This is a genomic window from Coleofasciculus sp. FACHB-542, assembly GCF_014695825.1.
Classification (GTDB): Bacteria; Cyanobacteriota; Cyanobacteriia; order Cyanobacteriales; family FACHB-T130; genus FACHB-T130.
The window spans coordinates 62,979-88,849 of record NZ_JACJPB010000014.1 but is presented as its reverse complement, the minus strand read 5'-3'; the positions used below and the strand labels follow the sequence as shown (position 1 = coordinate 88,849).

Genomic DNA, 25,871 nt, shown 5'->3' with positions numbered 1-25,871 from the left:
CGATGCTCTAAAAGCTTACTAAAGCCAAGAGTACATTTAGCTTTCACTCAGTAGACATCTGAAAGCAACCTTTCAAACTTTATAACTTTTAAGAGGTTCGTATCTACAATGCCTGTTGAAAATAATAATAAGCGATCGCCCAAAGCCTCTAGAACAAAGCAGTTTGGCGGCAGCTTCCTGATTTTGTTCACTATCCTTCTACTGCTAAACTTTATCATTCCGAGTTTTGGCTCTCAATTGCCGCAGGTACCCTACAGCGACTTTATCAATCAGGTAGAAAGCGGTAAAGTTGAGCAGGCAGTTGTGAGCAATGACCGGATCGAGTATGCGCTTAAATCCGATGCCACGGGAGAGCAAGCCGCACCAGATCAGGTATTCGTCACCACGCCAGTGGCAATCGATCTGGATCTACCCAAGATCCTGCGCGAACATAACGTAAAGTTTGCTGCACCTGCACCCAACAACAATGGCTGGATTGGAACCCTCCTCAGTTGGGTTGTTCCTCCCCTGATTTTCTTTGGAATTTGGGGATGGTTGATGAACCGGGGTGGAGGCGCAGGTGGCGCAGCGCTGACGGTTGGGAAAAGCAAGGCACGGATTTACTCAGAAGGCAGCACCGGCATCAAGTTTAGTGATGTGGCGGGTGTCGATGAAGCCAAGTTAGAACTGCTAGAGATTGTGGATTTCTTGAAAAATGCCGGGAAGTACACCCGATTGGGAGCAAAAATTCCCAAAGGCGTGCTGCTGGTGGGACCTCCGGGAACTGGAAAGACACTCTTAGCAAAAGCGATCGCGGGTGAAGCGGGCGTTCCTTTCTTCAGTATCTCTGGCTCCGAATTTATCGAGCTATTCGTCGGTGTCGGCGCTGCACGAGTCCGCGACTTATTTGAACAAGCCAAAAAACAAGCCCCTTGCATCGTCTTCATCGACGAACTAGACGCGCTAGGTAAATCTCGCGGCGGTGCTGGAGGCTTTGTCGGTGGAAACGATGAGCGCGAACAAACTCTGAACCAGTTGCTCACCGAGATGGATGGTTTTGATGGGAATACCGGGGTGATTATCGTCGCCGCCACCAACCGCCCAGAAGTGCTAGATCCGGCTCTGCGGCGTCCGGGTCGTTTTGACCGGCAAGTGGTGGTAGACCGCCCGGATAAAGTGGGTAGAGAAGCCATTCTCGGCGTCCATTCCCGAAATGTCAAATTAGCAGATGATGTAGACTTGGTAGCGATCGCGGGTCGCACACCTGGGTTTGCCGGTGCCGATTTAGCCAACCTGGTGAATGAAGCGGCGCTACTGGCAGCACGTCAGAACCGCGACGCTGTGATGATGGCAGACTTCAACGAAGCAATTGAGCGTGTTGTCACCGGATTAGAGCGCAGATCCCGCGTTCTGAATGATGTTGAGAAAAAGACTGTCGCTTATCACGAAGTCGGTCATGCGATTATCGCGGCTTTGATGCCGGGAGCTGGTAAAGTCGAGAAAATCTCTATCGTCCCCCGTGGCGTCGGTGCCCTAGGCTACACGCTCCAGATGCCAGAGGAAGACCGCTTTTTGATGGTAGAAGATGAAATTCGCGGTCGAATCGCCACTCTCTTAGGTGGACGCTCATCGGAAGAGTTAATCTTTGGAAAGGTGTCTACGGGTGCGAGTGACGACATCCAAAAAGCAACAGATTTAGCGGAACGGGCGATTACTCTCTACGGCATGAGTGATGAATTGGGACCCGTGGCGTTTGAGAAGCCGCAGCAACAGTTCATGGAGGGTTACAGCAATCCGCGTCGTTCAGTGAGTCCCGTGGTGGCTGAGCAGATTGACCGCCAAGTGAAGGAAACGATTGATGCAGCGCACCACATGGCTTTAGAAATCTTAGACAAGAATCGGGATTTACTGGAAGAGCTGGCACAGATGCTTTTGCAAAAAGAAGTTTTGGAAGGCGCTGAACTGCGGGAACAACTCAAATCCGCTAATATTCCTTCAGAAATGGATGAATGGTTGCGTAGCGGGAAGTTACCTGACGGGATACAGTTGAAGCAAGCCGCTTTGGTTTAATGACTCCTTGAGGTGAGAAAAAAGCGATCGCTTTTCGTTTAAAGCGATCGCTTTTCCTTTGGGAGCATCCCGATACGTGCCAATCTACAACAGCGGATTTCTTTCGCCTGTTTTACGGTTTTATTGCAGAAATCTGAAAGGTAACTGGGCTAAGTATTATTACCTGGTTCCAGAGAAGAATGATGGAATCAAGTTGCGATCGCTAACTAGAGTGGGTAGTGAAACGCATCTTTTTTGTAAAAATTTATATATAACCATCCTCTGTAATGGCATTTCCCTGGAGCGTCACCCTTCAAAGTTGATAATCTACAGCAATCGGTTGGACTTGCTCTTCGCTAGTCACTACTGGGGCACCTGAAAATGGATGAAAATTTATCAATTCTGCCAGAAGTGCAGCCGCTGTTATAAAGTATAAAACTACACTAAATTTTATGAGCCATGCACCATTCATTGAAGATTTCCTTTTGGGCAGAGTTTAATTTCTTAAACATGATACCAACCTTCTCAAAATCGTCATGTATCTTAAGCAACATTGAAGCGATCGCGCGACCTAATTTCCCTTGAGGATGCTCCACAATGAATCTCCCGATCGCTTTTGAAGGCGAGTAGGAATATTTGTTTCTGTTGTAGACATCCAGTAAAATCGGATTCGTCTTCTGCGATCGCTAGCAGGCTTTTTTCCTATCCTGCTTTATCAATTTTTGTGGTCTTCCAATCCCTAACACTAGGGGCTAGAGAAATTAAATCTTCGATATTGCGCCGCATCGTGGCGCAAATTGCATCCAAAGGCAGGTCATTTGCATCGTGACCAAATGGATTTTCAATTTCAATCCCAATTTCTTCAATTCCAAACAATGTAAAACTAATCAAAGCAACTGTTAGTCCAGTCCACCAATGCAACTGTCCAACCATTTGAAACGGTAAAGATAGACAATAGATTAATAGTAACTGTTTGAGATGAATTACATAAGCCATTGGAATTGGAGTTTTGAGAATTCGTTCGCAAGCTCCTAAATTGTCTACCAGTATATTAATTAAGTTTTGCAGAGAATTCATTTGATAAACATTCAGGCAATTTCGACCATATTGTTCTTGTAAATAATCTCCAATCCAAAACGCAACTTCAAGCGGTGGATTGTTCATTGTCTTTAACTTAAAGTAGCGAGACGCAGACATCAAATCTTCGAGTTCGCTGTTGACTGGCTCCGATCTTAGATGTAATTTAGTTGCTACTGAAAAAGCCACTAGAAGCCGTAAAGCAGCTATTTTTGACTCTCTATCTTTCGGTTCATTTTCGTCAACCGATACCCAAATCTGACGAGCCAGGTTACGGACAGTGTTTACTATACTACCCCAACATTTCCGCCCTTCCCAGAACCGCTCGTAAGCTGTATTCGTCCGAAAAACCAGTAATAAACCTAAAACAATATTGGGAATTAAGCTAGCTAAAATTGGCAAAGATACAGCTAATTTAAAATGGTAAAGTACAGAAATAATTAAGCCAAATAACCCACAGATAAGGGTTCTAGGCAAGACGGCTGGAATGACCGAGCCTTTTAACTGGAAGGTAACTTGAAACCACTGCCATTTCTTTTTATCCATTCAACTTTAACCTCTAACTTTGACTCAGACGCTGAATAACATCCAAAAGATAATACTCGATTTATCCCTGAGAATTCTTTTAGGTTGTAGCATGGTCAGCAAATGTTTCTGAAATAGTCTTGTCTGTTTAGGCGTCAATTGTGTCAACGATGTTCCATTACGGTTAGGAGCCGGTAAGAGATCGCATTGTTAGACGGCTTCAATCGCGATCGCGCTTCGGAATTGCTAAAAGTATTAACAATTGCAGTATTGTTTACCCGGATTGTGGTAAATTATTGGGTTTTGCTTGAGATTGCCCTAAAATTTAAATAATTATAAAATATAGCGCTTTTTGACAGGCACGCAAAGCTATCTTAGCTGCCCCAAGCCATATTTAAGAAGTGTCTTCTGGAGGTACTTTGACCACTGTTCCCCTGCCGCCTAACGAAATAGAACGCCTAGAGGCACTGCGTCGCTACAACATTCTCGATACACCTCCCGAAGAAAGCTTCGACCGCATTACGGCTCTGGCGGCTCGGCTTTTTGACGTACCCATTGCCCTAGTTTCTTTAGTTGACCAATTTCGAGCCTGGTTTAAATCCTGCTACGGCTTTGACACCCGCGAAATTAATCGTGAAGCAACAATGTGTAGCTTCGCGATTTTGTCTAAGGATGTTTTCGTGGTTGCAGATACCAGAAATGACCCCCGCTTCGCTTGTAAGCCCTATGCAATTAGCGAACCGGGGATTCGCTTCTATGCAGGTGCCCCCCTAATTGCGAAGGATGGCTTTAATCTTGGCACCCTTTGTCTTGTAGATAGCAAGCCGCGCCATGAATTAAGTGAAGAACAGCGAGCAACCCTTGCCGACCTAGCGGCGATGGTGGTTGATGAGCTAGAGTTGCGGCTGGCTGCACACAAAATTGCCCAGATGGATGCTGCCCTCATTGAGGTGACGAAGGGAGTTTCGGCAGCGACAGGGGAGGCGTTTTTCTACTCCCTGGCGCAACACCTCACCAAGGCATTGGATGTTGATTTCGCTTTTATTGGGGAACTGGCGGGGAAAGACGAAGATAAAGTCAGCACGATTGCTCTCTATGCCCAGCATGAAATTGCAGACAATATTGAGTATTCACTGCTGAATACACCTTGCAAACAGGTGATTCAGCAAGGAAAGCTATGCTGCTATCCCCGCAATCTCCAAGCGCAATTTCCTGGTAATTTTTTGCTTGCCGAGATGGACGTTGACAGCTATATCGCAACTCCGCTTTTAGGCTCCACAGGAAGAGTGTTGGGATTAGTGGGGGTGATGGCTCGAAAACCGTTGGAGAATCTCCATCTGGCAGAATCGCTGCTGACAATCTTTGCCACCCGTGCGACGGCAGAACTGGAGCGCAAGCGAGCGGAGGAAGAACGTGCCCGACTGTTGGCTAGCGAACAAGCGGCACGCGCCGAGGCAGAGGCGGCGAACCGTATGAAAGACGAGTTTTTGGCGGTACTTTCTCACGAATTGCGATCGCCCCTCAACCCAATTATCGGATGGTCGGGGATGCTTCGCACTCAGAAGTTGAATGCAGCAACGACTGCTCGCGCCCTGGAAACCATTGAGCGCAACGCTAAGTTACAGGCAGAGTTGATTGAGGATCTTCTGGATGTGTCGCGGATGATTCGAGGCAAACTTTCCTTGAATGTGTGCCCGGTTAATCTGATCTCAATTGTTCAAGCGGCGATAGAGACGGTGCATCTAGCCGCAGCAGCTAAAAGCATTCGACTGGAATCGGTACTCGATCCCGCCGTTGGTTTGATTGTCGGCGATCCAAACCGCTTGCAGCAGATTATCTGGAACTTGCTCTCGAATGGGATCAAGTTCACACCCTCCGGGGGACGAGTGGAAATCAAGCTCGATTGCACTGACTCCTATGCCCAGATTGAGGTGAGCGATACAGGCAAAGGAATCGAGGCTGACTTTCTGCCCTATGTCTTCGAGCGCTTCCGTCAAGCTGATAGTACCAGCACGCGATCGCAAACAGGGCTTGGTTTGGGTTTGGCAATTGTTCGTCACCTCACCGAACTACACGGCGGAACTGTCTGTGTTGACAGCCCTGGGGAGGGGCAAGGGGCAATCTTTACGGTGAAACTGCCGCTGATGATGAAGACTGAGTTGAAAGGACTCAAGCCTGAGCTAGAAGCCCCACTTAGTACACAGCCTTCATCAAGCTTCAGCACTGTACTGGAAGGGTTACAGGTGTTGGTTGTAGATGACGAGGCTGATAGCCGAGATTTTCTCGCGATCGCGCTTGAACAGTATGGGGCGAGGGTAACAGCAGTAGCATCGGTACAGGAGGCACTCTTAGCGCTGCAACAGGTAAAACCAGATGTCTTAGTGAGCGATATTGGGATGCCCGATGAGGATGGCTACACGTTGATCGGCAAAATTAGAGCAATGACGCCAGAGCAAGGAGGACAGATTTCAGCGGTAGCACTGACGGCCTATGCCAGAAGCGAGGATTGCGAGCGTGCGATTTTGGCAGGCTTCCAGCAGCACGTCACGAAGCCTGTCGAGGCCGCGGCATTCGCTGCGACAATCGCTAGCTTGGCTAGAAATTCTTTCAATATAGTCTCCTAGTTGGGGATGCGATCGCGTTGTAACTGAGGTCAAGGGCGATCGCGTTGTAACTGAGGTCAAGGGCGATCGCGTTGTAACTGAGGTCAAGGGCGATCGCATTACGAGATTACCTGCCCAGGCAGGTAATCCTTGTGTTTATGCTGCCTTGATGAGAATTACTTACATCTTCATTTTATCAACATAATTCTCTGTAAGAAATGCCCGTGTTTATTCGGATGGCTTATTCTTTTCTTTACCTTTATGTTTTTGATATTGCTGGATTCAAGTTGGTTGTATTGGCAACGGTAATTTTTATGAAATATCCAGCATCGAACTAACTAACTTTCAGGAGTATTTAATGATATTTGTGATACCAATTATCCTGGGTGCTGCTGCCTTGGCTACTGCCGCTTATGGCGCGGTCAAAGGTATTGAAGGTGTTTCTGACATGAAGGATGCTGAGAAAATTGGCAAGAGCGCTCAAAAAAGACACGAGCGTGCTGTCAAGAAGTTGCAAACTGACTGGGAAGCCACCCAAGAACTTGCAGAAGCTTATGGTCAACTCCAGATTGATATTAAGGTGCGTACAGTTGGGCGATTTGTTAATTTCATCAAGCGGATTGGTCGGCAGGCTTCTGAAAGCGAGATGGAGTTTTTAGCTGGGCTAGAAGGCGTTTCTGTTCAGCAGCTCAAAGAATATGAAGCTGCTGCTTTGGAAGCTGAAAAGTTTGCCCAAGGTGGTATTACAGCTCTTGGGGCAGCAGCGGCGGCTGGTCAAGGCGCAGTAGGGCTTGTAGGACTTTTTGGGACAGCAAGTACCGGAACGGCTATTGCAGGACTTAGTGGTGCTGCTGCTTGGAATGCCACCCTAGCATGGCTGGGCGGTGGTTCACTGGCTGCTGGTGGCGGTGGCATGGCACTTGGCACGCTTGTCCTGGGAGGTATTACGGTTGGTCCAGCCTTGATGATTGGTGGCTTCGTGCTTGCTGGTCAAGGTGAGAAAGCTTTAACAAAAGCACGAAAATACGAAGCCAATGTTAGCACTGAGATTGCTAAGATTGATGCTGCCAAAGAGTTTCTGCAACAAGTGAAACGGCGGATCGCTGAGTTAAGCAACTTAGTGGAAGACTTGAATAATCGTGCTGTTATAGGTCTTAATGAACTTGAATCCCAATCCTTTGAAACAAACCGGGATGCTAGCAAGTTTCAACAGGTAGGACTTTTAGTGAAGGCACTTGTAGAAATCATGAAAACCCCAGTTTTAGATACTAAAGGCAACCTAAATCCTTCTTCTGCCACTATCAAAGCAAAATATTGTAAGCTGTGAGGTAATTAGCCGTGTCGGCTAAAAGAGTTTCTGTAGAAGTGCTTGCACAAAGCATTGGTGAATTCACTAGGCCCGCTGAATGTCTACGTGATATTGTCTCAGCTTACACGGAATACAAGAAGGTGGCTGAGGAGGAACGCACTAAGCGACGCGATATTGACGCTTGGGAAAAAGAAATAATAGCCAAGATTAATGCCCAGCGAGACTTGCTAATGGCATACCTTGACCGCTCGTTTGATGAACGTGCAGAAAACTTTCGCGCTTTGTTCGGTGTCGTCGATCTAGCAATTACAGCAGGTAATAACGAGCAATTAGCTCTAGCCTTGAACTCAATTACGGAAATAGCAAAGTCAAGTCCGTTTAAAGACCTTGCCAACTTAGCTTCTGTCACAGCAGCACTGAACGATCCAAACCATGAATGGTCGTTTTGATCGGGAGCATCCCAATGCTTGTAAAAAGGGCGAAAAGAATTCGCATTTATACAGACTAAACCCGACGGAAGCCGGTTTCAACAGTTTCGCGTTGCGCGTACCAAAGGACGTTTGTGTAGCGCTTGTCGCCTTTTTGTAGCATTTCGAAGTGTAGCTATCGCCAGTAGTTGTACAGCGACTTTTTATTTGACGTGGAGACATATTAGTGTCGTTAAAGAGTCAAAGCTTAGCCTGGCTTGCTTTTTCGGCTCAATCTAAATTGGCAACGCTGATAGTCAAATGCTAGCTCATTGAGTAATCTTTCTGTGTAATCCTGCAATCAGGAAAGTTTTGCTCAGTGACACGAAATTGTCTCGACATCATTTAATTTTTCACTGTACATAAACAGTCGTTTGTAAGGCAAAATCTTTTAGACCCAATTGGAACCAAAACATAAAAAATACCCTAACTTTAAAAGCCAGGGTACTGGGTAGCATCGAAAATTAATCACAGTTAGTAAAATGAAACAATTACCTCTAATAATCTAACAATCACCTCTAATGAAGCTTTATTTGTATTTTTCTTCGACCCTAGCAATCATTGTCCTTACCTCTTGCAGTTTACCGGGGATTCCACAGAAGCCACAATCTAATATGGGGCTGGTGACTCAACCCCAACTTAGGGTGGTAACGTTGGATGACAATAGTAAGATAGCGATGGGGCAAACTATCTATGTCCCTATCTATTCTCATATTTATTACGAAAACCAGAAGGAAGTTTTATATTTATCAGCCACTCTTAGTATTCGCAATACGGATTTGAGCAATCCTATCATTGTTACTTCAGTCCGCTACTATGATACAGAAGGAAAATTAATCAAGCACTATTTAGAGCGCCCTGTGGAACTTGGTTCTCTAGCTTCTACAGATTTTGTTGTAGCGAGAACTGACACCACTGGGGGGTTAGGAGCTAACTTTATTGTTGAGTGGATAGCTCAAAAGAAAGTTTCTGAGCCTGTCGTTGAAGCCGTTATGATTAGTGCTGCATCCAACCAAGGAATTTCTTTTATTAGTCCTGGTAGAGTTATTAAAAATCATAATAATAAGTAATTTGTATCAGTAGCTTTTTTTGACACAAGGTTCATCGTCATGAAGATGGAATCGACCTAATCACGTCAATTATTAATAAATTTCGGTTTAATAGCTCCTTCCCACCTGAGTTGAAACTATTCTGGAAACTCAGGACATCTTTGCTCATCAGTCACCTCTTCAACGTTGATGTACAGTGCCAAATTAAATGGCGTCGAGACAATTTCGTGTCACTGAGCAAAACTTTCCCGATTGCAGGATTACAGAGAAAGATTACTCAACGATCTAGCATTTGACCATCAGCATTGCCAATTTAGATTGAGCGGAAAAAGCAAGCTAGGTTTAGCTTTTCCTCGTTAACGACACTAATCTGATCTGTCTCCACGTCCAATAAAAAGTCACTATACAGCCTGTAAAAAGGGGGAAGAGAATTCGCATCTATACAGACTCAACCCGACCGAAGCGGGTTTCAAAAGTCTCGCGTTGCACGTACAAAAGGACGTTTGTGTAGCGTTAGTCGCCTTCTTGTAGTATTTTGAAGTATATTGTATTCACCCAAAGGTGATGAGATGTACTGGTATAACGGCAACCTGATTGAGTCGGGAACCCTGGAATTAGCGATTGACGATCCGGGATTGCTTTATGGAGCGAAAGTGTTTACAACGCTGCGGGTTTACGAGCAGTCGTTGGATAGCCCACTGACTAATTGGAAGGGACATTGCGATCGCCTCTGTCGCAGCGTGCAAACGTTTGACTGGCAGCAGCCAGACTGGGAAAAATTACGACAAGAAGCAGAAGCGTTAATCCCACACTTCCCCGTTCTCAGAATTACCCTATTTCCCGATGGGCGAGAGTGGATTAGCGGGCGGTTTTTTCCCGATGATTTGACAGAAAGACAAAAATATGGTGTTAAAAGTTGGCTAGCGGCAGAGCCGTTATTTTGCCGCTCAATTCCCGAACATAAAACGGGGAACTACCTGCCTGCTTGGCTGGCATTGGGAAAAGCTCAGCAGATGGGAGCGATAGAAGCAATTTTGGTCGATGATAGGGGAAATTGGTTAGAAACCAGTACGGGCAATCTTTGGGGATGGCGGGATGGTAAGTGGTGGACGCCGCCTCTAGATGCTGGAATTTTGCCGGGAATCGCGCGATCGCAACTGATCAACTGGCTGGCAAGTCAGAATCTAACCTCTGGGCAAGTACCTTGGGATGCTGACTTTGTGAAAGGATTGTCAGTTCTTGCTTATAGTAATTGCGTGGTGCAAGTCGTTCCGATCCATACCGTTCTTTGCCAAGAAGGTACTTTGACTTTTGACCCGTTACACAGCAGCCTAGAGCAATTGCAGAGCTTATTTCAGCGCTACCAAACCCATCAAGCTTCCCCCTGAGCGTAAAAAGCTCGACGACTGAAGTCGCGACTCCACAAACGAACCCTGTCTTTACAGGCTAGGAGACAAAGCCTGCGTAGGCAGGCTTTGTCTGTGTAGTCCCACCCTTCTAGGGTGGGGGACTATGTTGTGTAGCCCCATTTCTAGGGTGTGGGAGTAGATTGTTCCGGCTAGGATGGTTGTTTTTGTGGCGACGGTTACGATGAAGATAGATGACGTTGTTGAAGGTTTCTATGAACCAACCGTGTCAAGGAATTCTGAGACGGGTTAACATAAGTTAATACAAATAAAAATTCAAAGCGTCCCCATATCCTAGAGCTTAGGAGGAAACTCGGTGAACAAACGGTGGAGAAATGCAGGGCTGTATGCGCTGCTAGCAATAGTTGTAATCGCCTTAGGAACAGCATTTTTAGACAAACAACCCCAAAGTCGGGAAACCTGGAAATACAGCAAGCTGATTCAGGAAGTTCAAGACGGTCGGATTGAAAGAGTTGGTCTTAGTGCCGACCGCACTAAGGCGCTTGTTACAGCACAAGACGGCAGCAAGATTGTCGTTAACCTGCCTAATGACCCAGACCTGATTAGCATTCTGTCCACCAAGGGTGTAGACATTTCAGTTTTGCCCCAGAGCGATGACAGCTTCTGGTTCCGCGCCTTGAGCAGTCTCTTCTTCCCCGTTCTGCTTCTGGTTGGATTATTCTTTTTGCTACGACGCGCTCAGAGTGGCCCAGGCTCTCAAGCGATGAACTTTGGCAAATCCAAAGCCAGAGTCCAAATGGAGCCACAAACCCAAGTAACTTTTGGGGATGTCGCTGGCATTGACCAAGCCAAGCTAGAGCTGAATGAAGTCGTTGACTTCCTCAAGAACGCCGACCGCTTCACCGCCATTGGAGCAAAAATTCCCAAAGGCGTGCTGCTAGTTGGACCTCCGGGAACGGGTAAAACGCTGCTCGCTCGTGCAGTTGCTGGGGAAGCAGGTGTGCCTTTCTTCTCTATCTCTGGTTCTGAGTTTGTAGAAATGTTCGTCGGTGTCGGTGCATCTCGCGTGCGCGACCTGTTTGAACAAGCCAAGGCAAATGCTCCCTGTATCGTATTTATCGATGAAATTGATGCCGTGGGGCGTCAGCGGGGTGCAGGTTTAGGCGGCGGTAACGATGAGCGGGAGCAAACCCTCAACCAGTTGCTGACCGAGATGGACGGTTTCGAGGGCAACACGGGAATTATTATCATCGCTGCTACGAACCGCCCAGATGTACTTGATGCAGCACTGCTGCGTCCGGGTCGCTTTGACCGTCAGGTGGTCGTGGATCGTCCCGATTATGCCGGTCGCTTGGAGATTCTCAACGTTCACGCCCGTGGCAAAACGCTGGCGAAGGATGTGGATCTGGAGAAGATCGCTCGTCGTACTCCTGGTTTCACGGGTGCTGACCTCTCCAACTTGCTCAACGAAGCAGCCATTCTGGCGGCTCGTCGCAACCTGACCGAAATCTCGATGGATGAAATCAATGATGCCATCGACCGGGTGCTAGCTGGCCCAGAGAAGAAAGACCGGGTGATGAGCGAGAAGCGCAAAACCTTGGTGGCTTACCACGAAGCGGGTCACGCTCTCGTCGGTGCCTTGATGCCAGATTATGACCCGGTGCAAAAGATCAGCATCATCCCTCGCGGTCGTGCGGGTGGTTTGACTTGGTTTACACCGAGTGAAGACCGGATGGATTCTGGTCTGTACAGCCGCTCTTATCTGCAAAATCAGATGGCAGTCGCCTTGGGCGGTCGGCTTGCTGAAGAAATCATCTTCGGTGAAGAAGAAGTAACAACGGGTGCCTCGAATGACTTGCAGCAGGTGGCTCGTGTGGCGCGTCAAATGGTGATGCGGTTTGGCATGAGCGATCGCTTGGGACAAGTTGCTTTAGGTCGTCAGCAAGGCAATATGTTCTTGGGACGCGACATTGCCGCCGAGCGGGATTTCTCGGAAGCAACTGCGGCGACGATTGATGATGAAGTCCACAATTTGGTGGATCAAGCTTACCATCGTGCCAAAGCAGTGCTGGTGAATAACCGCCACATCCTGGATCAATTGGCTCAGATGCTCATTGAAAAGGAAACGGTAGACGCTGAGGAACTGCAAGAGGTTCTGGCGAATAACGATGTGAAGATGGCAGCGATCGCATAATTCGCTAATTGCTCATTGAGCGTCAAAAAATTGGGGCAGTTCTAGGATATTTTCTAGAACTACCCCAATTTTTGTTTGGGGTTGCACAAAGACATCAGGAGCGATCGCGAAACAATGATTGCAGTCTTCGAGACCTCACAACAAATCTCCTCTGATTGTTTACAGCCTAAAAAATTCCCAGCATCCGTAGCTGTAGTGCAAAAAAATTCAGAGGCTTCAAATTGGCGGACGATTTGATAGTGTTTTAGCAGGCAGTTCTAAAACTTTCTTCTCTCTACAGGACTAAGTTGAAGGATAGGATGCGATCGCACAATTAGATTTCAAACTGTGAATCTAGCCGTTACATTTTACTCTTCAAGTGTTGGTCGTACCTGCAATCTCTGGAAGTTTCAATTAAGACTTCCAATGATTAGCCTTGATTCGATCGCAACCTGTAGCTTATATCGCATACATAGCGGTCTAAAGGTGAAGTTTTGCGGCGGCAGATAGCTTTGAACTCCCACCGATAACCTCTGTTCCATCCGCACCAACGCAGTGTTGGGCTGGTGGCAAAGAGCATCCTGATTTCATCTGTGGGAATCGATCAGTCGCTTCAGGCTATTGCTATGCTTATCATTGAACTTATTAAGCTTCTCACGAAAAATAATCCAATAAGGCTGAATAGAATCACTAAGTTCTAAAGACTTCTTAAATAGTGCTTCAAATTCCTCATGGCAACTATATGAACAATAAAGCTGCTCATTCTGGAAAAAAGCTTCTAAGACATTTTCCCATTGTACTGGACTCAAGTATTCAGCAATTTTAACTAGCAATATAGAATTAATTCCAGCAAATTTAAAAGATCCAGAGTTTGCAAACCTATCAATTATTGCTGAAACATTACTCCTTAAAACAGGTTCGATTAGCTCATCGCCAATATCGTCCCAATGTCTTCTCTGGTCAAGTAAGTCATCAAAGGATGTAGTTTTAACCTGCTGAGTAATAGAGTCGTCCAGTAGCTTAAGTATGTTGGATTTCGGTTCATCTATCGATTTATAGGTTGATTTTGCATTAAGCAAATCTTCTAAATTTGCAGTAGAAATTTTCTTTTCTAGATCAGATTCAACTAAATCAATAAAAAAGTCATCTTCATAACTTGTCATCAACAAAACTGTTTCTTCTAGTGAAATGGTTTCTATCTCCTCTTTAACCTGTTTGGCAATAAAACCATCAAATAGTTCAACTAGTGAACCTTTTGGCTCATCTATTAATTTATATGTAGATTTTGATGAAAGTAAATTTTCTAAATCTGCGGTAGGGATCTTCACCTCCAGTTCAGACTCAATTAAATCAAGAAGCCACTTATCTTGATATTTAGATGCTGTCGATGTTAACTTAGCCAAAGAAGAATCCTTGATTTTTTGCTCTACATAGGATTTAATGGTTTCATCCGATCTAAGTGAAGGTTCAAATCTCATTAAAAGCAACTCATCTAAAGTAGCTTTCGGAGACAAATCCCGCAAAATAGGAATGATTATCTTGTCTTTGAAGAAATCATCCCTGCAAGTTTCCTTTAACGAAAGTAAATCCTTTAAAGGAATCTGAAGTTTCTTGAATACAACTTCTCTCAGAAAGCCTACATGAGATGCTTTTTTTAATATAAAGAGAGCGTTTTCTGAGAGTCTTTTATAGAATATTTGGTGCGTTTCATATATCTCAATTTTATCGATATAAGATTCTGCTTTTAACCTACATGGTTCACTAAGGCTATCCCAAGCAGGAATACTTCCAAGATAAACAATGGTTTTATCCCAATTTTCATCTGTGACTTTGTTGATAATAATGTCAGATAATTGATTGTTCAGGATCTCTCTTGTTTCTTGAGTATACATAATTGATACGGCATTCAGGGCTGAAAACTGTCGCGATCTTTCATCTTCTAAACGTTCTTCTACTAACAAGCTTTTTGTTAAACCAATAACAATATCCTTGACTAAAACAAATCGAGCACGACCCAAAGGACTTTTCTGAAAATATTTAATAGCTAATTCTGGATCTACTGGAAAATACACGGATTTGATGTCCTGAAAAATTCGATCGCGGGCAGCACGTCCTTGAACAGGTGGGCGCTCTAAAAGATGGGTTACTGCACTCCTCAAGTGGTAGCGTGCTAGCTCGGCTGTTGCTTCAAATGGCTCCTCTAAAGAAGTCATGGAAGGATGGGCACATCGGCTTCGATCTTCAAACAATCTTTCAATATCTGATTTCTCTACGGTTGAGATTAGCTCAAATTTTGTGAGCGCAATTTCAGGGATACTAGACTCGAATTGCCAAAGCTCTCTAAACTGTTTACCTGAACTTCTCAAACTATCAAATTCTTCTAGTAATTTCGCAGCTTCGCGATCTCCCAAAAGTTCTAACTCTCTCAGTTTATGTAGAAAGTCAAAAACTACTGCGTTCCATGTAGCAACAATACAAGAACGAAACGCACCAGCACGATAACAGGAAACAGCTTCTTGGATAAACTTTCTAGATAACTTGTCTCTGCATCGTAATATCAGTTCATCCAAATCGATAAAGGCTTCGTACATAAAGTAAGCAAGGGAGTTTAAACACGAATTATGTGAATCCTATGGTAGCGCATCAATTTTTGGGGCTGACGGGATGAGTATCGGGTTTCATCCTTCAACCCAACCTAAAAGATCGGGGGATCGCATTAAGTTGAAGGATACAATGCGCGAGCGGAACGTTCTGGTGCAGCGCGGTTGTTAGGCAGTGAACTTAATAAGCGCGACCATCTTTGTGGGTTAAAGCCCATTCACCATTCGGCAATTGTGTTGCTTTGAGATCGTCATTTGGGAATTCCACCTCATCTCCTTCAGTGCGATCGCCAATCTCAAGATAGGTTACATTTTCCTGAGATCGATTAATCAGTTGATGGGAGATTCCCATGCCTCACAACTCACCCTTCCTTGTTATGTTAATGGCCTAACAAACCCAAGCTTTCTTTACCTTTCCAGTACCGTTAAACCATAGCATTTCAGCCACCATGCCCGATGCCCTCAGTAATAGAGCGTGATGCTATCTACACCCGTCAAGACTTCTTTCAGTTCAAAATAAAGGTCAGGAATTTGCGCTAACCCCTTCTTTCAGTAGGCTCTCACATCCGCCTTGCCATGTAGAACGCCGCTAGATTCTTCAGCAATCGATGGGATCAAAGGAGAAGCCAAGCTCGAAGTCATCCGCGTAGTGGCTTAGGACAGCATCGATGTCATGTTGATTCCACCCCTCGATCCAACTACGGGCAAAGCTTAACGCGAAATCTGCGTTGAGGATCGGCACGATCTGCAAAGACGCTCTGGTTGCAAACAAACCTCGATTGGCACCGCTTCACAGTTCCAGCAGCAGCGCGGCATAGATGCCTGCACCCAGAGCGAAAGCCCAAAAGCGGCTATCGCGATCTTCCGGGAGTTCTTCCTTCAGGACGTTCAGGACGACTCCTCCGGCAAGGAAGGCAAACAAGACTGCGATCGCTGCCTCGTGAATTTCGGTTCCGCTCCCAATGACCCATCCCACGATAATCGCTGCCGCCAGTATCCAGCGCCCCTTCTTGTGATAGGCATCCTTATGGTGTTCGCGCAAGCCGTTGTCGTTGACCATGAAATGCAAAGCCATTGCGAAGAAAAACAGAAAAAGACTTTGAAAACCCGGTTCCTCCGGGTGGATTAACAGGTAGCCGATCAAAGCATTGTAAACGGCGAATGAAGCGATGTGCGGCCAGAAGACCCCAGCTTCTGTAACATCTCCATTTCCCGCCTTTTGGTTGCGCTGGCGCGACAGTGTAGCAGCTCGCTCCAGTCCATAAAACACGCTGACGCCTATGAGTGCCACCAGGTAAACGTGGTGTTCCAGAAAGGCAAACCCCCCGTCCAACGTCTCCTTAACCGTCTCCTGTGCTTGACTCAGTTCCGGGAGGATATGGACGAAAATGTAGGCGACAGATACGCCACTCCCGATAGAAAGCCAGATACTGCGAGGGGTGGCATCCAGAAAGCGCAGCTTACCGGAGTAGAGATGCACCAGAGCCAGACCGACTGCAAGGATTGCAGACAGCAAGCGTACATCAGGATTGAATACCGAAGACTCTGCAACTGCCAACAGCATCTTAGTTGAGAAGAGGGAATATTTTTTAGAATGAATATCTTGACTAAAAAGACACGCCACTCGTCAATAGCGGCTCTGAAATCAGTGCCCTTGCTCTTTAGCTTGATAGGATTTGGGCACTAAGGCGTCCTCCCCTTAGCCGATTTTTCTGATTCTTCAAGTTTTAAACAGGTTGATTGACTGATAAATTTTCATCTTTAGGCAAGGGATCGGTTCTCTCTCTAGGTGGGCGTATAACCAGAGCCAGTAGAGGTAGTGTTCTGGTGTGGGGTATCAGCTCCTTTTTGCAACATGAGACAGATATGCAAACTCACTCAGACACCCACTCACCTTCCCCAACTAAACAAAAAATCTCCAATATTTTTCGTCTGGTAGGCTGGATTGCCTTCTGGGTCGAATTAGGATTGGCAGTTGCTTCTGGCATCGCTTTATTATTTGCTATCTCTGGCCGTAACTTTGCCAATGAAGCAAATCCTGCCCTGGGAGTCGGTATATTTTGGGCAATTTGTGGACTTTTCGCACTGTTATTCGGTGTCTTTTTAGCTTTCCGCTACACTCGCATCGCTAAAGGTTTAGCAAATCCTAATTCGGCTGTGCATCCCTCCAAAGCCGATACCGTTCAAGTCCTGCGACTGGCTTTAATTACAGGTTTGGTGGGGATTTTGTTATGTCTGTTGGGTGGTGGAGCGAGTATGGGAGTGTTACTAGCAAAATCTGTATCCCAACCTCCAGGTGTGGCAATCACCGACCCCTACAAAATCATTCGAGCGCTTGATGTTTTTGTGGTGTTAGCGAATTTTAATGGGATTGCAGGTCACTTTGTAAATGTTGTCACTGCTCTAGGGCTGCTCAAGTGGGTGCATAATCAGTAAGAATTTCCCCCACCTCTGGGTCTTTGGTTTATTGCTGATGACTAATGACTCATGGCTTACAACTCATTAAAAATTTTTAACGGCGGCGCTTTGGCGATACTGATTGATCTTCGACAGTTGATTTTGGATGAACTCGCTCTTGTAGCGCCCACACGCTTACCAGTGCTGCGGTTAAAGCTCCAATGGTGTCCATAATCAGATCCACGATGGTGTCATCCAGGTCATTGATCACTTGCACCACCCATTCAAATATCTCCCAAAGAGCGCCGATGGCGATTCCGAAGCTAGAGATCGTTAAGATATACAGCAGTCGGTGGTAGCGGAACGGAGTCAGCATTGACTCATACACGAGAAAACTCAGCGCCAGGGTTACGGAAAAGGTTGTAAAGGCATGAGCAATTTCATCGTAGGGTCCCGGTGGGTAAAATAAACCCCAAACCCAGCCACCCGCATTGATCAAGGCTGCGATAACAAACAGAAAATCAAACAACGTTGGCAGTTGATTTTCCAGGGTCACAAACAGAAACGAAGCAGCCAGGAAGCAGGCGAGTGTAAATGAACCCACCCAGTTCCGGTGATACAATTCAACGGCGATCGCGATCGCGAGTAAAAACTGTCCAACCCAAGCGGCGATTCTATACCCTCGCCAATTGCTACTCAGCATTGCTTTTTCCTCATAAATGGGTCATGGGTAAAGAGAGTTTGCAGTATTGAGTTTTGAGTTAGAAGAAAGTTTTTTAATTCAAGACTTAAAACTTTTCCCCAATTAGTCATTACTAACAAACTATAAACGAAGCAATTAATTCAATTTCATATCATGCTTCTGGTTTCTGACGGGAAAGCGCCTGAATCTCAGCCCGCAATGCAACGATTTCTTCATGCAACGCGGCGATAGATTTAGCACCTGCTACTTCTGTTTGTTCGTCTTCCGCATCGCGTCCGACAAAGAAGGTGGCGAGGGTTGCCGTTACATAGCCAAACACTGCAAAAGCATATAACGATAGGATCAAGCAGAGTACCCGACCTTCTGGAGTCTGAGGCCAGTATTCCGATCCCATCGTTGTCATAATCATTGCTGTCCACCACAGTGCAGCACCGTAGTCATTCAGTCCGCGCCCATCAGGGGTATTGCTTTCAAAAGCATACATCCCTGCGGCTCCCACCAGCGTCACCACCAGCGTCAGCGCGATGATGTAGCCAAAACCACGACGACTCATGCTGGCTCGGAGCGATCGCATCCCCCGATTTAGAGAACTGATGACACGTACCAGTCGCAGTCCCCGGCTGGCTCTCAGTAAGCGAAACACGCGGGTAATTCGGAAGACGCGCAACGCTGGCAACAGCAAGGAGAGGGCTGTAAGCCAGTTTTGCTTGAGATAGATAAATTTGTAAGGAGCCAGAACCAATCGTAAGGCGAAGTCTAGGATAAAAACGATCCAGATGAAGTTGCTGATGATTTCCAGCAGGGGATTTAAGCCCCAAATTAGTTCGACGACCAACAACGCCAGCCACCCAAAGCCGAGCAATAGCATGGGTGTTTCTAGCCAGTCTTCCAACTGTTGCAGAACCTCACCTTGTTCTTTTTTGAGTTCCCGTTTTTCAGATGGACTCAGATTGCTCATAAGATTTTTGATGACTCCTACAGCGGTTTTGAAAGCGCTTGCCGTAAAGCTGAGCCAAGGGTACAGCGGTCAGACTGTGGGCAAATATCTAGGTGCATAGAAAACCCCAGCAGAGATTAGTAGAAAAGTAGTGAAATATTCCTCTAGCTAGAGAGCGAACTTCCATACTGTGCGAGATGGTACAAGGGACGCAGACTTAATATAGCCAGCCGCAATGCGCCAACTACTTGTACAGGTTCCCCGTGGGTATGGGAAAACAGTTCTGGATATCGCCCAAACTTGTGACGGAGCGAATCTTTCCCTGTTTGAAGCGACTGGAGCTGATGAATCGTTAGACGTGGTCATCGTTCACGTGCCGAATGGAAAGGTTGAGGAACTACTCGAACAGTTGCAATCGGTGCCAAAATTGAACGTCACGCTGCTTCCGCGTGGAGTCATCGCCTTGCAGCCACCGCCTTTTAAAGCAGCGCAGCAGGTGACAGATGTGCAGGCACGCAGTCCCATCGAAATTTTCCTCTCAGGGCTGCAAAGCGTTGGCTCATGGAAAGGGTTTCTGGGCTATGCAGCGGCGGCGGGTGTGGTGGTCTGGATCGGCTTGTTCACGAATACTAGCTATCTTCTCGTTGCTGCCATGCTGATTGCACCGTTTGCGGGGCCAGCGATGAATACAGCGATCGCTACGGCACGCGGCGATGGAGAACTTCTCGGACGGAGCCTTTTACGATACTTTTCAGCCCTGGCGGTAACAATCCTAGTCACTGGGGCACTCACCTTGATTCTGCGACAGGAAGTGGTGACATCCTCCATGAACACAACCAGTACGGTTTCGGCAGTAGCCGTGCTGCTGCCACTGGTTGCAGGTGCGGCAGGCGCTCTGAATCTTGTCCAATCGGAAAGAAGTAGCCTCGTCTCTGGGGCGGCGGTGGGAATGCTGGTTGCGGCTTCGCTGGCACCGCCTGCCGGAATGGTAGGGATGGCAAGCGCAATGGGTCGCTGGGATATGGCTGTAAACGGCGTCTTTGTGCTGTTGCTACAACTGGTTGGGATTAATCTATCCGCCTCCCTGATGTTCCGCGCCTATGGTCTGTCTGCTCAAGGTGCCCGCTATAACCGTGGCAAGCGCTGGATATTTCCATCTGCTTTTGCAGCGACTGCTGTAGCGCTCTTGGGCTTGCTGACTTGGCAGTTTTCCAGCTCCCCGGAACTTCAGCGCGGCAGCCGCGAACAGCGTGCCGTTGCCCAAATCCAGAAGGTGGTGAATGATAGCGGTTTGGCGAAACTGGTGGAAGCCAATGTTCGGTTCACCGCCACGAATATTAAAGGTCAGAACACGCTGTTGGGTACGGTTTATGTTCAGCGTCAGGCGGGTGTTACTGAGTCTTCGGAAGAAATTCGCTCTCGCATGACGCAGACGATTCAAAGGCAATTACTTGACAAAGGGTTTAACGTGACCCCTTTAATTGATGTCAGCGTTCTGGAAGCGCCGCAATCGGAAAGTTAAGTGATTTTCAAGCTAAATTTCAAGCTAAATATGAGCAGCGTCATTTAAAACTCCTTTAGCGCTTTCACCGCTGCCAAATATCGCTCCTCAATATCCTTTCGGTCTAATTCCTCCGATACTTCTTCACAGCTACTGCGCTCGATCATTTGGGCATGACGTAGCAGCGCCGCCCGGTCTTTCTGGTTGCGGGTGTGGGTGGCGATGAGAGCGATCGCTTCCAGCAATCGAATTCTCACTGCTATATCCGGTTTGCTGTACTGTCGAATCTGATTAAAGGCGGCGTCAATTAACTCTGCAAACGTCACCGGATTTGCGATCGCTCGCAGGTTGTTGTCGTTGTCGTAGCGGTAGGGCGAGGGAAAATCTCTCTCCGCCAGACGGCAAAGTGCAGCGGTCATCTGGTTAATACACTGGATCGCCGTGAACGGATCGTTGATGCCAGGAGAAATGGCACGAGCGGCAATTTCAACTAACTGATTAATGGGGAATTCTATATCCTGTTGTTCGGTGCGTTGCTCGCCAAAAATAAATGCTTGGTTCAGGTGGTGGATGAGTTTTTTATTCACCCGTTCTCCAGGCCAAATCATCACCAGTTCGCTTCCTTCCACAATAAACTTGCCAGGACGATATTTCAGGCGCAGGAGGAGGTCTTTTGAGGTGGCGATCTTCATTAACAGCTCGTCATCAATTGCTTGAAGATAACCGCTTTCTTTCGCCAAGATAGGAGTAGCTTCCTTCTCAAACCCGGCGGGGATTTCCGCCACCGACCGTTGCTTTGGTATTGATTTACCCTGCCCGATCTTCTGCGGAAACAAGCGATCGATGGCATTGTCCAACTCCCTGCCAACGTCTCTGATGATATGGGATGCCTGCATCGAGGTTGAGACATGATGGATAAAGTAGATCAGGACGCCAATACTGGCGAGCGCTAGCACCATGCCGATTGTGACGGAGATTTGCGGCACAAATACGTTGTAGTCATCTCCCCGCACAGTTCGCAGTACCAGCAAGCAGTAGATGAATGTACCGATAAACGTGCCCAGGACGACTTGATTGCCCGTATCCTGCATGAAGTTCCGCATCAGTCGCGGACCGAATTGTGAGGAAGCGAGAGTGAGGGCAACAATTGTAATCGAGAAGGCAGTACCAGCAACGGTAATCATCGAACCAGCAACAGATGAAAGCAGCGTTCTCGCCCCATCTGGCCCGCCGGTGTAGATCCAGCCCAACGACTCTATCGGATCAGATTTGGCTGCTCGATCGAGGCTTAACATTCCGAATGCCAAGGCGATCGCGCTGAGCGCCATCAGGGTTGGTACGAACCAGTAGCTGGAGTGGAGCGAGTCCCAAAGTTTGCCCAGCTTGATGTTTTTCATCAGTTATTTTTCATTAATTATCGTCGGCAGTGTGAGGGCGATCGGGGTTCTCGTCTCTATGGCTGCCATTTCCATCTCTTTGGGCACGCATTTCTGCTAGCTTCCGGAGGGAACCGCCGATACTGCGGGGTTTTGGCACTTCTTGTTTCCCAGCGGGCCATCCTTCACGCTGACGAGCGCGATCTCCATCTGTCTCTTCAGTTTGGTCGTGAAACAGGATTTGCTGCGTTGGGAAGGGCATATCAATGCCGTTAGCCGTGAGCTTATTTTTAATCGCAGCGAGAACTTGATCCTGCTTATCGAGAATATCTGCACGTCGCGGCGGCTGTACCCACCAACGGGCGCGGATATTCACGGTACTGTCAGCTAGATCCACTACAAGGGCGTCGGGAGCTGGATCTTCCAAAACACCATCGACGCTAGCGATCGCTTCTAGAATCAGTTGTTTCGCCTGTTCAATGTCGTCGCCGTAACCAATACCCACGTCGTACTGAAGGCGGCGATTCTCGAAAGCAGTGTTCACCGTTACCGAGTTTGTAAACAGCTCAGAATTCGGAATCACGATGCGACGACCATCATAGGTTCTAATGGTCGTGGCTCGCGTCTGGATGTTTTCAACCGTTCCCTCGAAGTCTTTAAATACGATTTGGTCATCGATCTGGAATGGCTCGGTCAACAGAATTAAAATACCAGCCAGAAAATTCTGGAGAATATCGCGGAAGGCGAAACCAATTGCCACCCCACTGATACCCAGCAGTTGCACCAAATCTCCTGCCTTGAATGTCGGGATGACGATGGATAATGATACAAATAGACCGACTAAAATAACAATTCCCTGCGACAAACGGCCTAGCACTAGTCCCAGATTCCGAGCCTGCCGATGCCTTCTTGTAAGCCTTCTAACTGTTGCCTTAATCGCTCTTGCTGCGAAAAAAAATAGCGCAAAGACGATTAGTGCTAACACAATATTAGGCAGCATGACAATCAGGCCATCGATCATTGCCTGAATTTTCCCCCATGCTGTTGATACCGATGTTTGAAAATTCATTCCTATTTTCCGCTTACAAAATGTTGTTCATTTTAATTAAAAATTCATAATTTTGACTCTATCTATGGTCAGTATCTAGATGACACAGTTTCTATTATAAAAATAAATATATTCATAATTTATTTCTGAGGTTATAGCAATTCTCTATTGGATGCAGTACGGTTTAACCCCACCCCTGCCCCACCCCGTTCACAGGGAGGGGTTCAATATTCCTCAATATTCCCCCTCTCCGTTCACGGAGAGGGGTTGGGGGTGAAGTTCTGAGTCTATATTGCACTCAAGTGAGAACTGCTATAGTTGATTTAGTGCTAAACCGTGAAGAATGATTTAACTTTTGAATAATTATCTAAATAGAGACAGATAAACTATAAAAAAATTATTTATATCTAGGAAAATATCGATAAAATACTGTTAACAAGTTCCTATAGTGCTAGATTGTAGCGCGATCGCACAAAGGAAGCCGATAAACATCTAATAGCCGCCCCCGCCAACACCCCCGTGAGTTATCGGGCATCTGCGACCGGCACCTGCCAAATTTTGATAGTACTGTCACCACTGCCAGTAGCAATCGTCTGCCCATCCGGGCTAATCACAATACATTTAACCCAGCTAGAATGCCCGGTAAGCGTGCGAATTTCTTCACCCGTTGAAAGATTCCAAATTTTAATTGCTTTGTCCGCACTGCCACTGACTAAAGTTTGTCCATCTGAGCTAATCGCAACCGAATTCACATAGTTAGAATGCCGGGTGAGGGTGTGAATTTGTTTCCCAGTGTTTAAATCCCAAATCTTAATCGTTTTGTCAGCACTAGCACTGGCTAAAATCTGCCCATCCGGGCTAATCGCAACAGAATTAACAGGTTGAGAATGACCCTGAAGCGTGCGGATTGCTTTGCCAGTAGAAATATCCCAGATTTTAATTGTTTTATCGGCACTAGCACTGGCTAAAGTCTGCCCATCTGGGCTAATTGCAACGGAATTAACAGGTTGGGAATGACCCTGAAGCGTGCGGATTGCTTTACCCGTAGAAATATCCCAAATTTTAATTGTTTTATCGGCGCTGCCACTGGCTAGAGTCTGCCAATCAAAGCTAATCGCAACAGAATTAATAGGGTTAGAATGTCCCTTTAATCTACGGATTTCTTGACCAGTGGAGACATTTAAAACTTTAATTGTTTTATCGGCGCTGCCACTTATTAATGTATTTCCATCTGGGCTAATCGCTAGAGAATTCACGTAGCTGCCATGCCCTTTTATGACGCGAATCTCTTTGGATGTAGACTTGTTCCAAATTCTAATTGTTTTATCGGCACTGCTACTGGCTAAAATTTGTCCATCCGGGCTAATCGCCAGAGAATTTACCTGGCTTTCATGCCCATGAAGCGTTTTAACTCCCGAAAGATTTTCATAAGCGATAACTTTGGGCGCGTCTTGGTAAGATAGTTGCCAAATTCCATATCCTCCTAATCCGACCAAGCAAGCAACGGCTCCCCCCACCAACCATTTATTTTTATTTTTCTTACTAACAATGATCGTTGGGGCTAATGAAGGCTTCCAAGGTGGAAGTATCCCAACAATTGCCCCGATACCAATCAGACTAAAATTAGGAGAAGGTTTATGTCTAGATAAAGACTGTGAAATTTTAGCGAGTTCATCTAAAATTTCTTGAGTATTTTTGTGCCGCGCTCCTGCGGTAGGAGCCATCAGTTTATCAATAAAATCTGCCAGTAAGGGTGAAATACCCGGTGCATGATTGCGCCAATTAAATTTATCTGTTAAAGGTTCATAAATTGCGCGATCTGTTGCTAGTTTGCCAGTCAGCAGATAAACAAAAGTTCTGCCCAAGGCATAGAAATCTGACTGGGGTACAGCATGACCTTTTTCTTGCTCTGGAGGTGTATAGCCAGCAGAACTAATCCTCGTGACACTGCCTGCGCCGCCGACTTCCGCAAGGTAAGTATAGGTCATCTCTCTGGCGGTGCCAAAGTCAATTAATACCAGATGCCCTGTGGAGCGCATCATGATATTTGCGGGTTTAATATCACGATGGAAATAGTTTTTTTGGTGGACAAGATGTAAAATCTCAGCGAGCTGTTTTAACCAGTCAAGAGCTAGCCGCTGATCGAGAGGGCGATCGCCCTGTTGTTGCATCCACTCTTTTAAGTTGGGACCATCAATTTTCTCCATGATGATGCCATACACTGGCTCTCGGCTGTTTCTGGGATAAAACTGGAAGTATCCATCAGGCTCAACTTTGGGGATGCCGGGATGATTCAGCTGGCTTAATACAATGGCTTCTTGCTGAAATAGCTCGACGACTCTGGCATTCGTGTTGTGATCTTTTTTGAGGATCTTCAGGATTTTGGGGGTTGCGCCCTCGTAGGCTTCATAAATATTGCCGAAGCCACTGTTGTCACTCAGTAGGCGCATGACCTGATAGCGCCCTTGTACCAGCAACTCTGAGCCACAATTGCGGCAAATACGGTTGTTGGCGTTGGCTGGATCGTTAGGTTTGGGGCAGCAGGGATTGATGCAGTAGCTCATAGATAGCTACAGAATTGTCATATCCCTAATATATGTTGAGAATTTTCAATCATCCACCCATTGCTGGAGGATGCAAGCCCAATAGTTGTTATCTATTAAGGCTTTTAGCTGACGACAAAAAAAAGAGGGACTGGTTTTTCTATCCTA

19 protein-coding genes are annotated in these 25,871 nt (G+C 46.5%); 9 read left to right on the top strand and 10 right to left on the bottom strand.

Annotated features, from left to right (window positions below; all coding sequences use genetic code 11):
- Positions 1–108: 108 nt before the first annotated feature.
- Positions 109–2,049 (top strand): ATP-dependent zinc metalloprotease FtsH, encoded by a 1,941-nt coding sequence (gene ftsH, locus H6F52_RS03265; protein WP_190531875.1) that lies wholly within the window; start codon positions 109–111, stop codon positions 2,047–2,049.
- 292 nt (positions 2,050–2,341) lie between these two features.
- Here the strand turns inward: ftsH and H6F52_RS03260 are convergent, their stop codons facing one another.
- Together H6F52_RS03260 and H6F52_RS03255 are read right to left on the bottom strand one after the other, a co-directional pair.
- Positions 2,342–2,500 carry a hypothetical protein gene (locus H6F52_RS03260; protein WP_190412018.1) on the bottom strand — a complete coding sequence of 53 codons (159 nt, stop codon included), beginning with the start codon at positions 2,498–2,500 and terminating at the stop codon, positions 2,342–2,344.
- 230 nt (positions 2,501–2,730) lie between these two features.
- On the bottom strand, positions 2,731–3,651 hold the full coding sequence (locus H6F52_RS03255) for a bestrophin family ion channel (RefSeq protein ID WP_190531873.1): 921 nt from the start codon (positions 3,649–3,651) through the stop codon (positions 2,731–2,733).
- Between the two features lie 398 nt (positions 3,652–4,049).
- Here H6F52_RS03255 and H6F52_RS03250 point away from each other — a divergent pair, with 398 nt between their 5' ends.
- The 6 genes from H6F52_RS03250 to ftsH3 all read left to right on the top strand — a co-directional run bounded on the left by H6F52_RS03250 (position 4,050) and on the right by ftsH3 (position 12,619).
- Entirely contained in the window at positions 4,050–6,254 is a 2,205-nt protein-coding gene (locus tag H6F52_RS03250; RefSeq protein WP_199300358.1) for an ATP-binding protein, read from the top strand.
- A 337-nt stretch (positions 6,255–6,591) separates the two neighbouring features.
- Positions 6,592–7,560: a hypothetical protein gene (locus H6F52_RS03245; RefSeq protein ID WP_190412021.1), complete on the top strand. Its 969-nt coding sequence runs from the start codon at positions 6,592–6,594 to the stop codon at positions 7,558–7,560.
- A gap of 11 nt (positions 7,561–7,571) precedes the next feature.
- On the top strand, positions 7,572–7,991 hold the full coding sequence (locus H6F52_RS03240; protein ID WP_242033835.1) for a hypothetical protein: 420 nt from the start codon (positions 7,572–7,574) through the stop codon (positions 7,989–7,991).
- Between the two features lie 539 nt (positions 7,992–8,530).
- Entirely contained in the window at positions 8,531–9,079 is a 549-nt protein-coding gene (locus H6F52_RS03235) for a DUF3124 domain-containing protein (RefSeq protein ID WP_190531869.1), read from the top strand.
- A 548-nt stretch (positions 9,080–9,627) separates the two neighbouring features.
- Positions 9,628–10,446 carry an aminotransferase class IV gene (locus tag H6F52_RS03230; protein WP_190531867.1) on the top strand — a complete coding sequence of 273 codons (819 nt, stop codon included), beginning with the start codon at positions 9,628–9,630 and terminating at the stop codon, positions 10,444–10,446.
- 334 nt (positions 10,447–10,780) lie between these two features.
- Positions 10,781–12,619: an ATP-dependent zinc metalloprotease FtsH3 gene (ftsH3, locus tag H6F52_RS03225; RefSeq protein ID WP_190412024.1), complete on the top strand. Its 1,839-nt coding sequence runs from the start codon at positions 10,781–10,783 to the stop codon at positions 12,617–12,619.
- Positions 12,620–13,185: 566 nt separating this feature from the next.
- On the opposite strand, the gene H6F52_RS03220 is transcribed toward ftsH3, so the two are convergent.
- The 3 genes from H6F52_RS03220 to H6F52_RS03210 form a co-directional block, all read right to left on the bottom strand.
- The gene (locus H6F52_RS03220; protein ID WP_190429028.1) at positions 13,186–15,189 is read right to left on the bottom strand and encodes a hypothetical protein; all 2,004 of its coding nucleotides are present in this window, start codon (positions 15,187–15,189) and stop codon (positions 13,186–13,188) included.
- Positions 15,190–15,379: 190 nt separating this feature from the next.
- Positions 15,380–15,550 (bottom strand): hypothetical protein, encoded by a 171-nt coding sequence (locus H6F52_RS03215; RefSeq protein ID WP_199292141.1) that lies wholly within the window; start codon positions 15,548–15,550, stop codon positions 15,380–15,382.
- 438 nt (positions 15,551–15,988) lie between these two features.
- Positions 15,989–16,762, bottom strand: a complete 774-nt coding sequence (locus H6F52_RS03210) for a hypothetical protein (protein WP_190429029.1) — start codon at positions 16,760–16,762, stop codon at positions 15,989–15,991.
- Positions 16,763–17,064: 302 nt separating this feature from the next.
- Between H6F52_RS03210 and H6F52_RS03205 the strand changes: the two genes are divergently transcribed.
- The gene (locus tag H6F52_RS03205) at positions 17,065–17,634 is read left to right on the top strand and encodes a DUF3611 family protein (protein ID WP_190412026.1); all 570 of its coding nucleotides are present in this window, start codon (positions 17,065–17,067) and stop codon (positions 17,632–17,634) included.
- Positions 17,635–17,710: 76 nt separating this feature from the next.
- On the opposite strand, the gene H6F52_RS03200 is transcribed toward H6F52_RS03205, so the two are convergent.
- Together H6F52_RS03200 and H6F52_RS03195 are read right to left on the bottom strand one after the other, a co-directional pair.
- A complete protein-coding gene (locus tag H6F52_RS03200; protein ID WP_190429030.1) occupies positions 17,711–18,298 on the bottom strand; it encodes a hypothetical protein in 588 nt (195 codons plus the stop codon).
- Between the two features lie 151 nt (positions 18,299–18,449).
- The gene (locus H6F52_RS03195) at positions 18,450–19,256 is read right to left on the bottom strand and encodes an ion transporter (RefSeq protein WP_190429031.1); all 807 of its coding nucleotides are present in this window, start codon (positions 19,254–19,256) and stop codon (positions 18,450–18,452) included.
- 214 nt (positions 19,257–19,470) lie between these two features.
- Here H6F52_RS03195 and H6F52_RS03190 point away from each other — a divergent pair, with 214 nt between their 5' ends.
- Entirely contained in the window at positions 19,471–20,757 is a 1,287-nt protein-coding gene (locus tag H6F52_RS03190) for a DUF389 domain-containing protein (protein WP_190531865.1), read from the top strand.
- A gap of 44 nt (positions 20,758–20,801) precedes the next feature.
- On the opposite strand, the gene H6F52_RS03185 is transcribed toward H6F52_RS03190, so the two are convergent.
- The 3 genes from H6F52_RS03185 to H6F52_RS03175 all read right to left on the bottom strand — a co-directional run bounded on the left by H6F52_RS03185 (position 20,802) and on the right by H6F52_RS03175 (position 25,724).
- A complete protein-coding gene (locus H6F52_RS03185) occupies positions 20,802–22,133 on the bottom strand; it encodes a DUF2254 domain-containing protein (RefSeq protein ID WP_190531863.1) in 1,332 nt (443 codons plus the stop codon).
- A gap of 13 nt (positions 22,134–22,146) precedes the next feature.
- A complete protein-coding gene (locus H6F52_RS03180) occupies positions 22,147–23,181 on the bottom strand; it encodes a mechanosensitive ion channel family protein (protein WP_190531861.1) in 1,035 nt (344 codons plus the stop codon).
- 503 nt (positions 23,182–23,684) lie between these two features.
- Positions 23,685–25,724: a serine/threonine-protein kinase gene (locus H6F52_RS03175; RefSeq protein ID WP_190531859.1), complete on the bottom strand. Its 2,040-nt coding sequence runs from the start codon at positions 25,722–25,724 to the stop codon at positions 23,685–23,687.
- Positions 25,725–25,871: the final 147 nt, after the last annotated feature.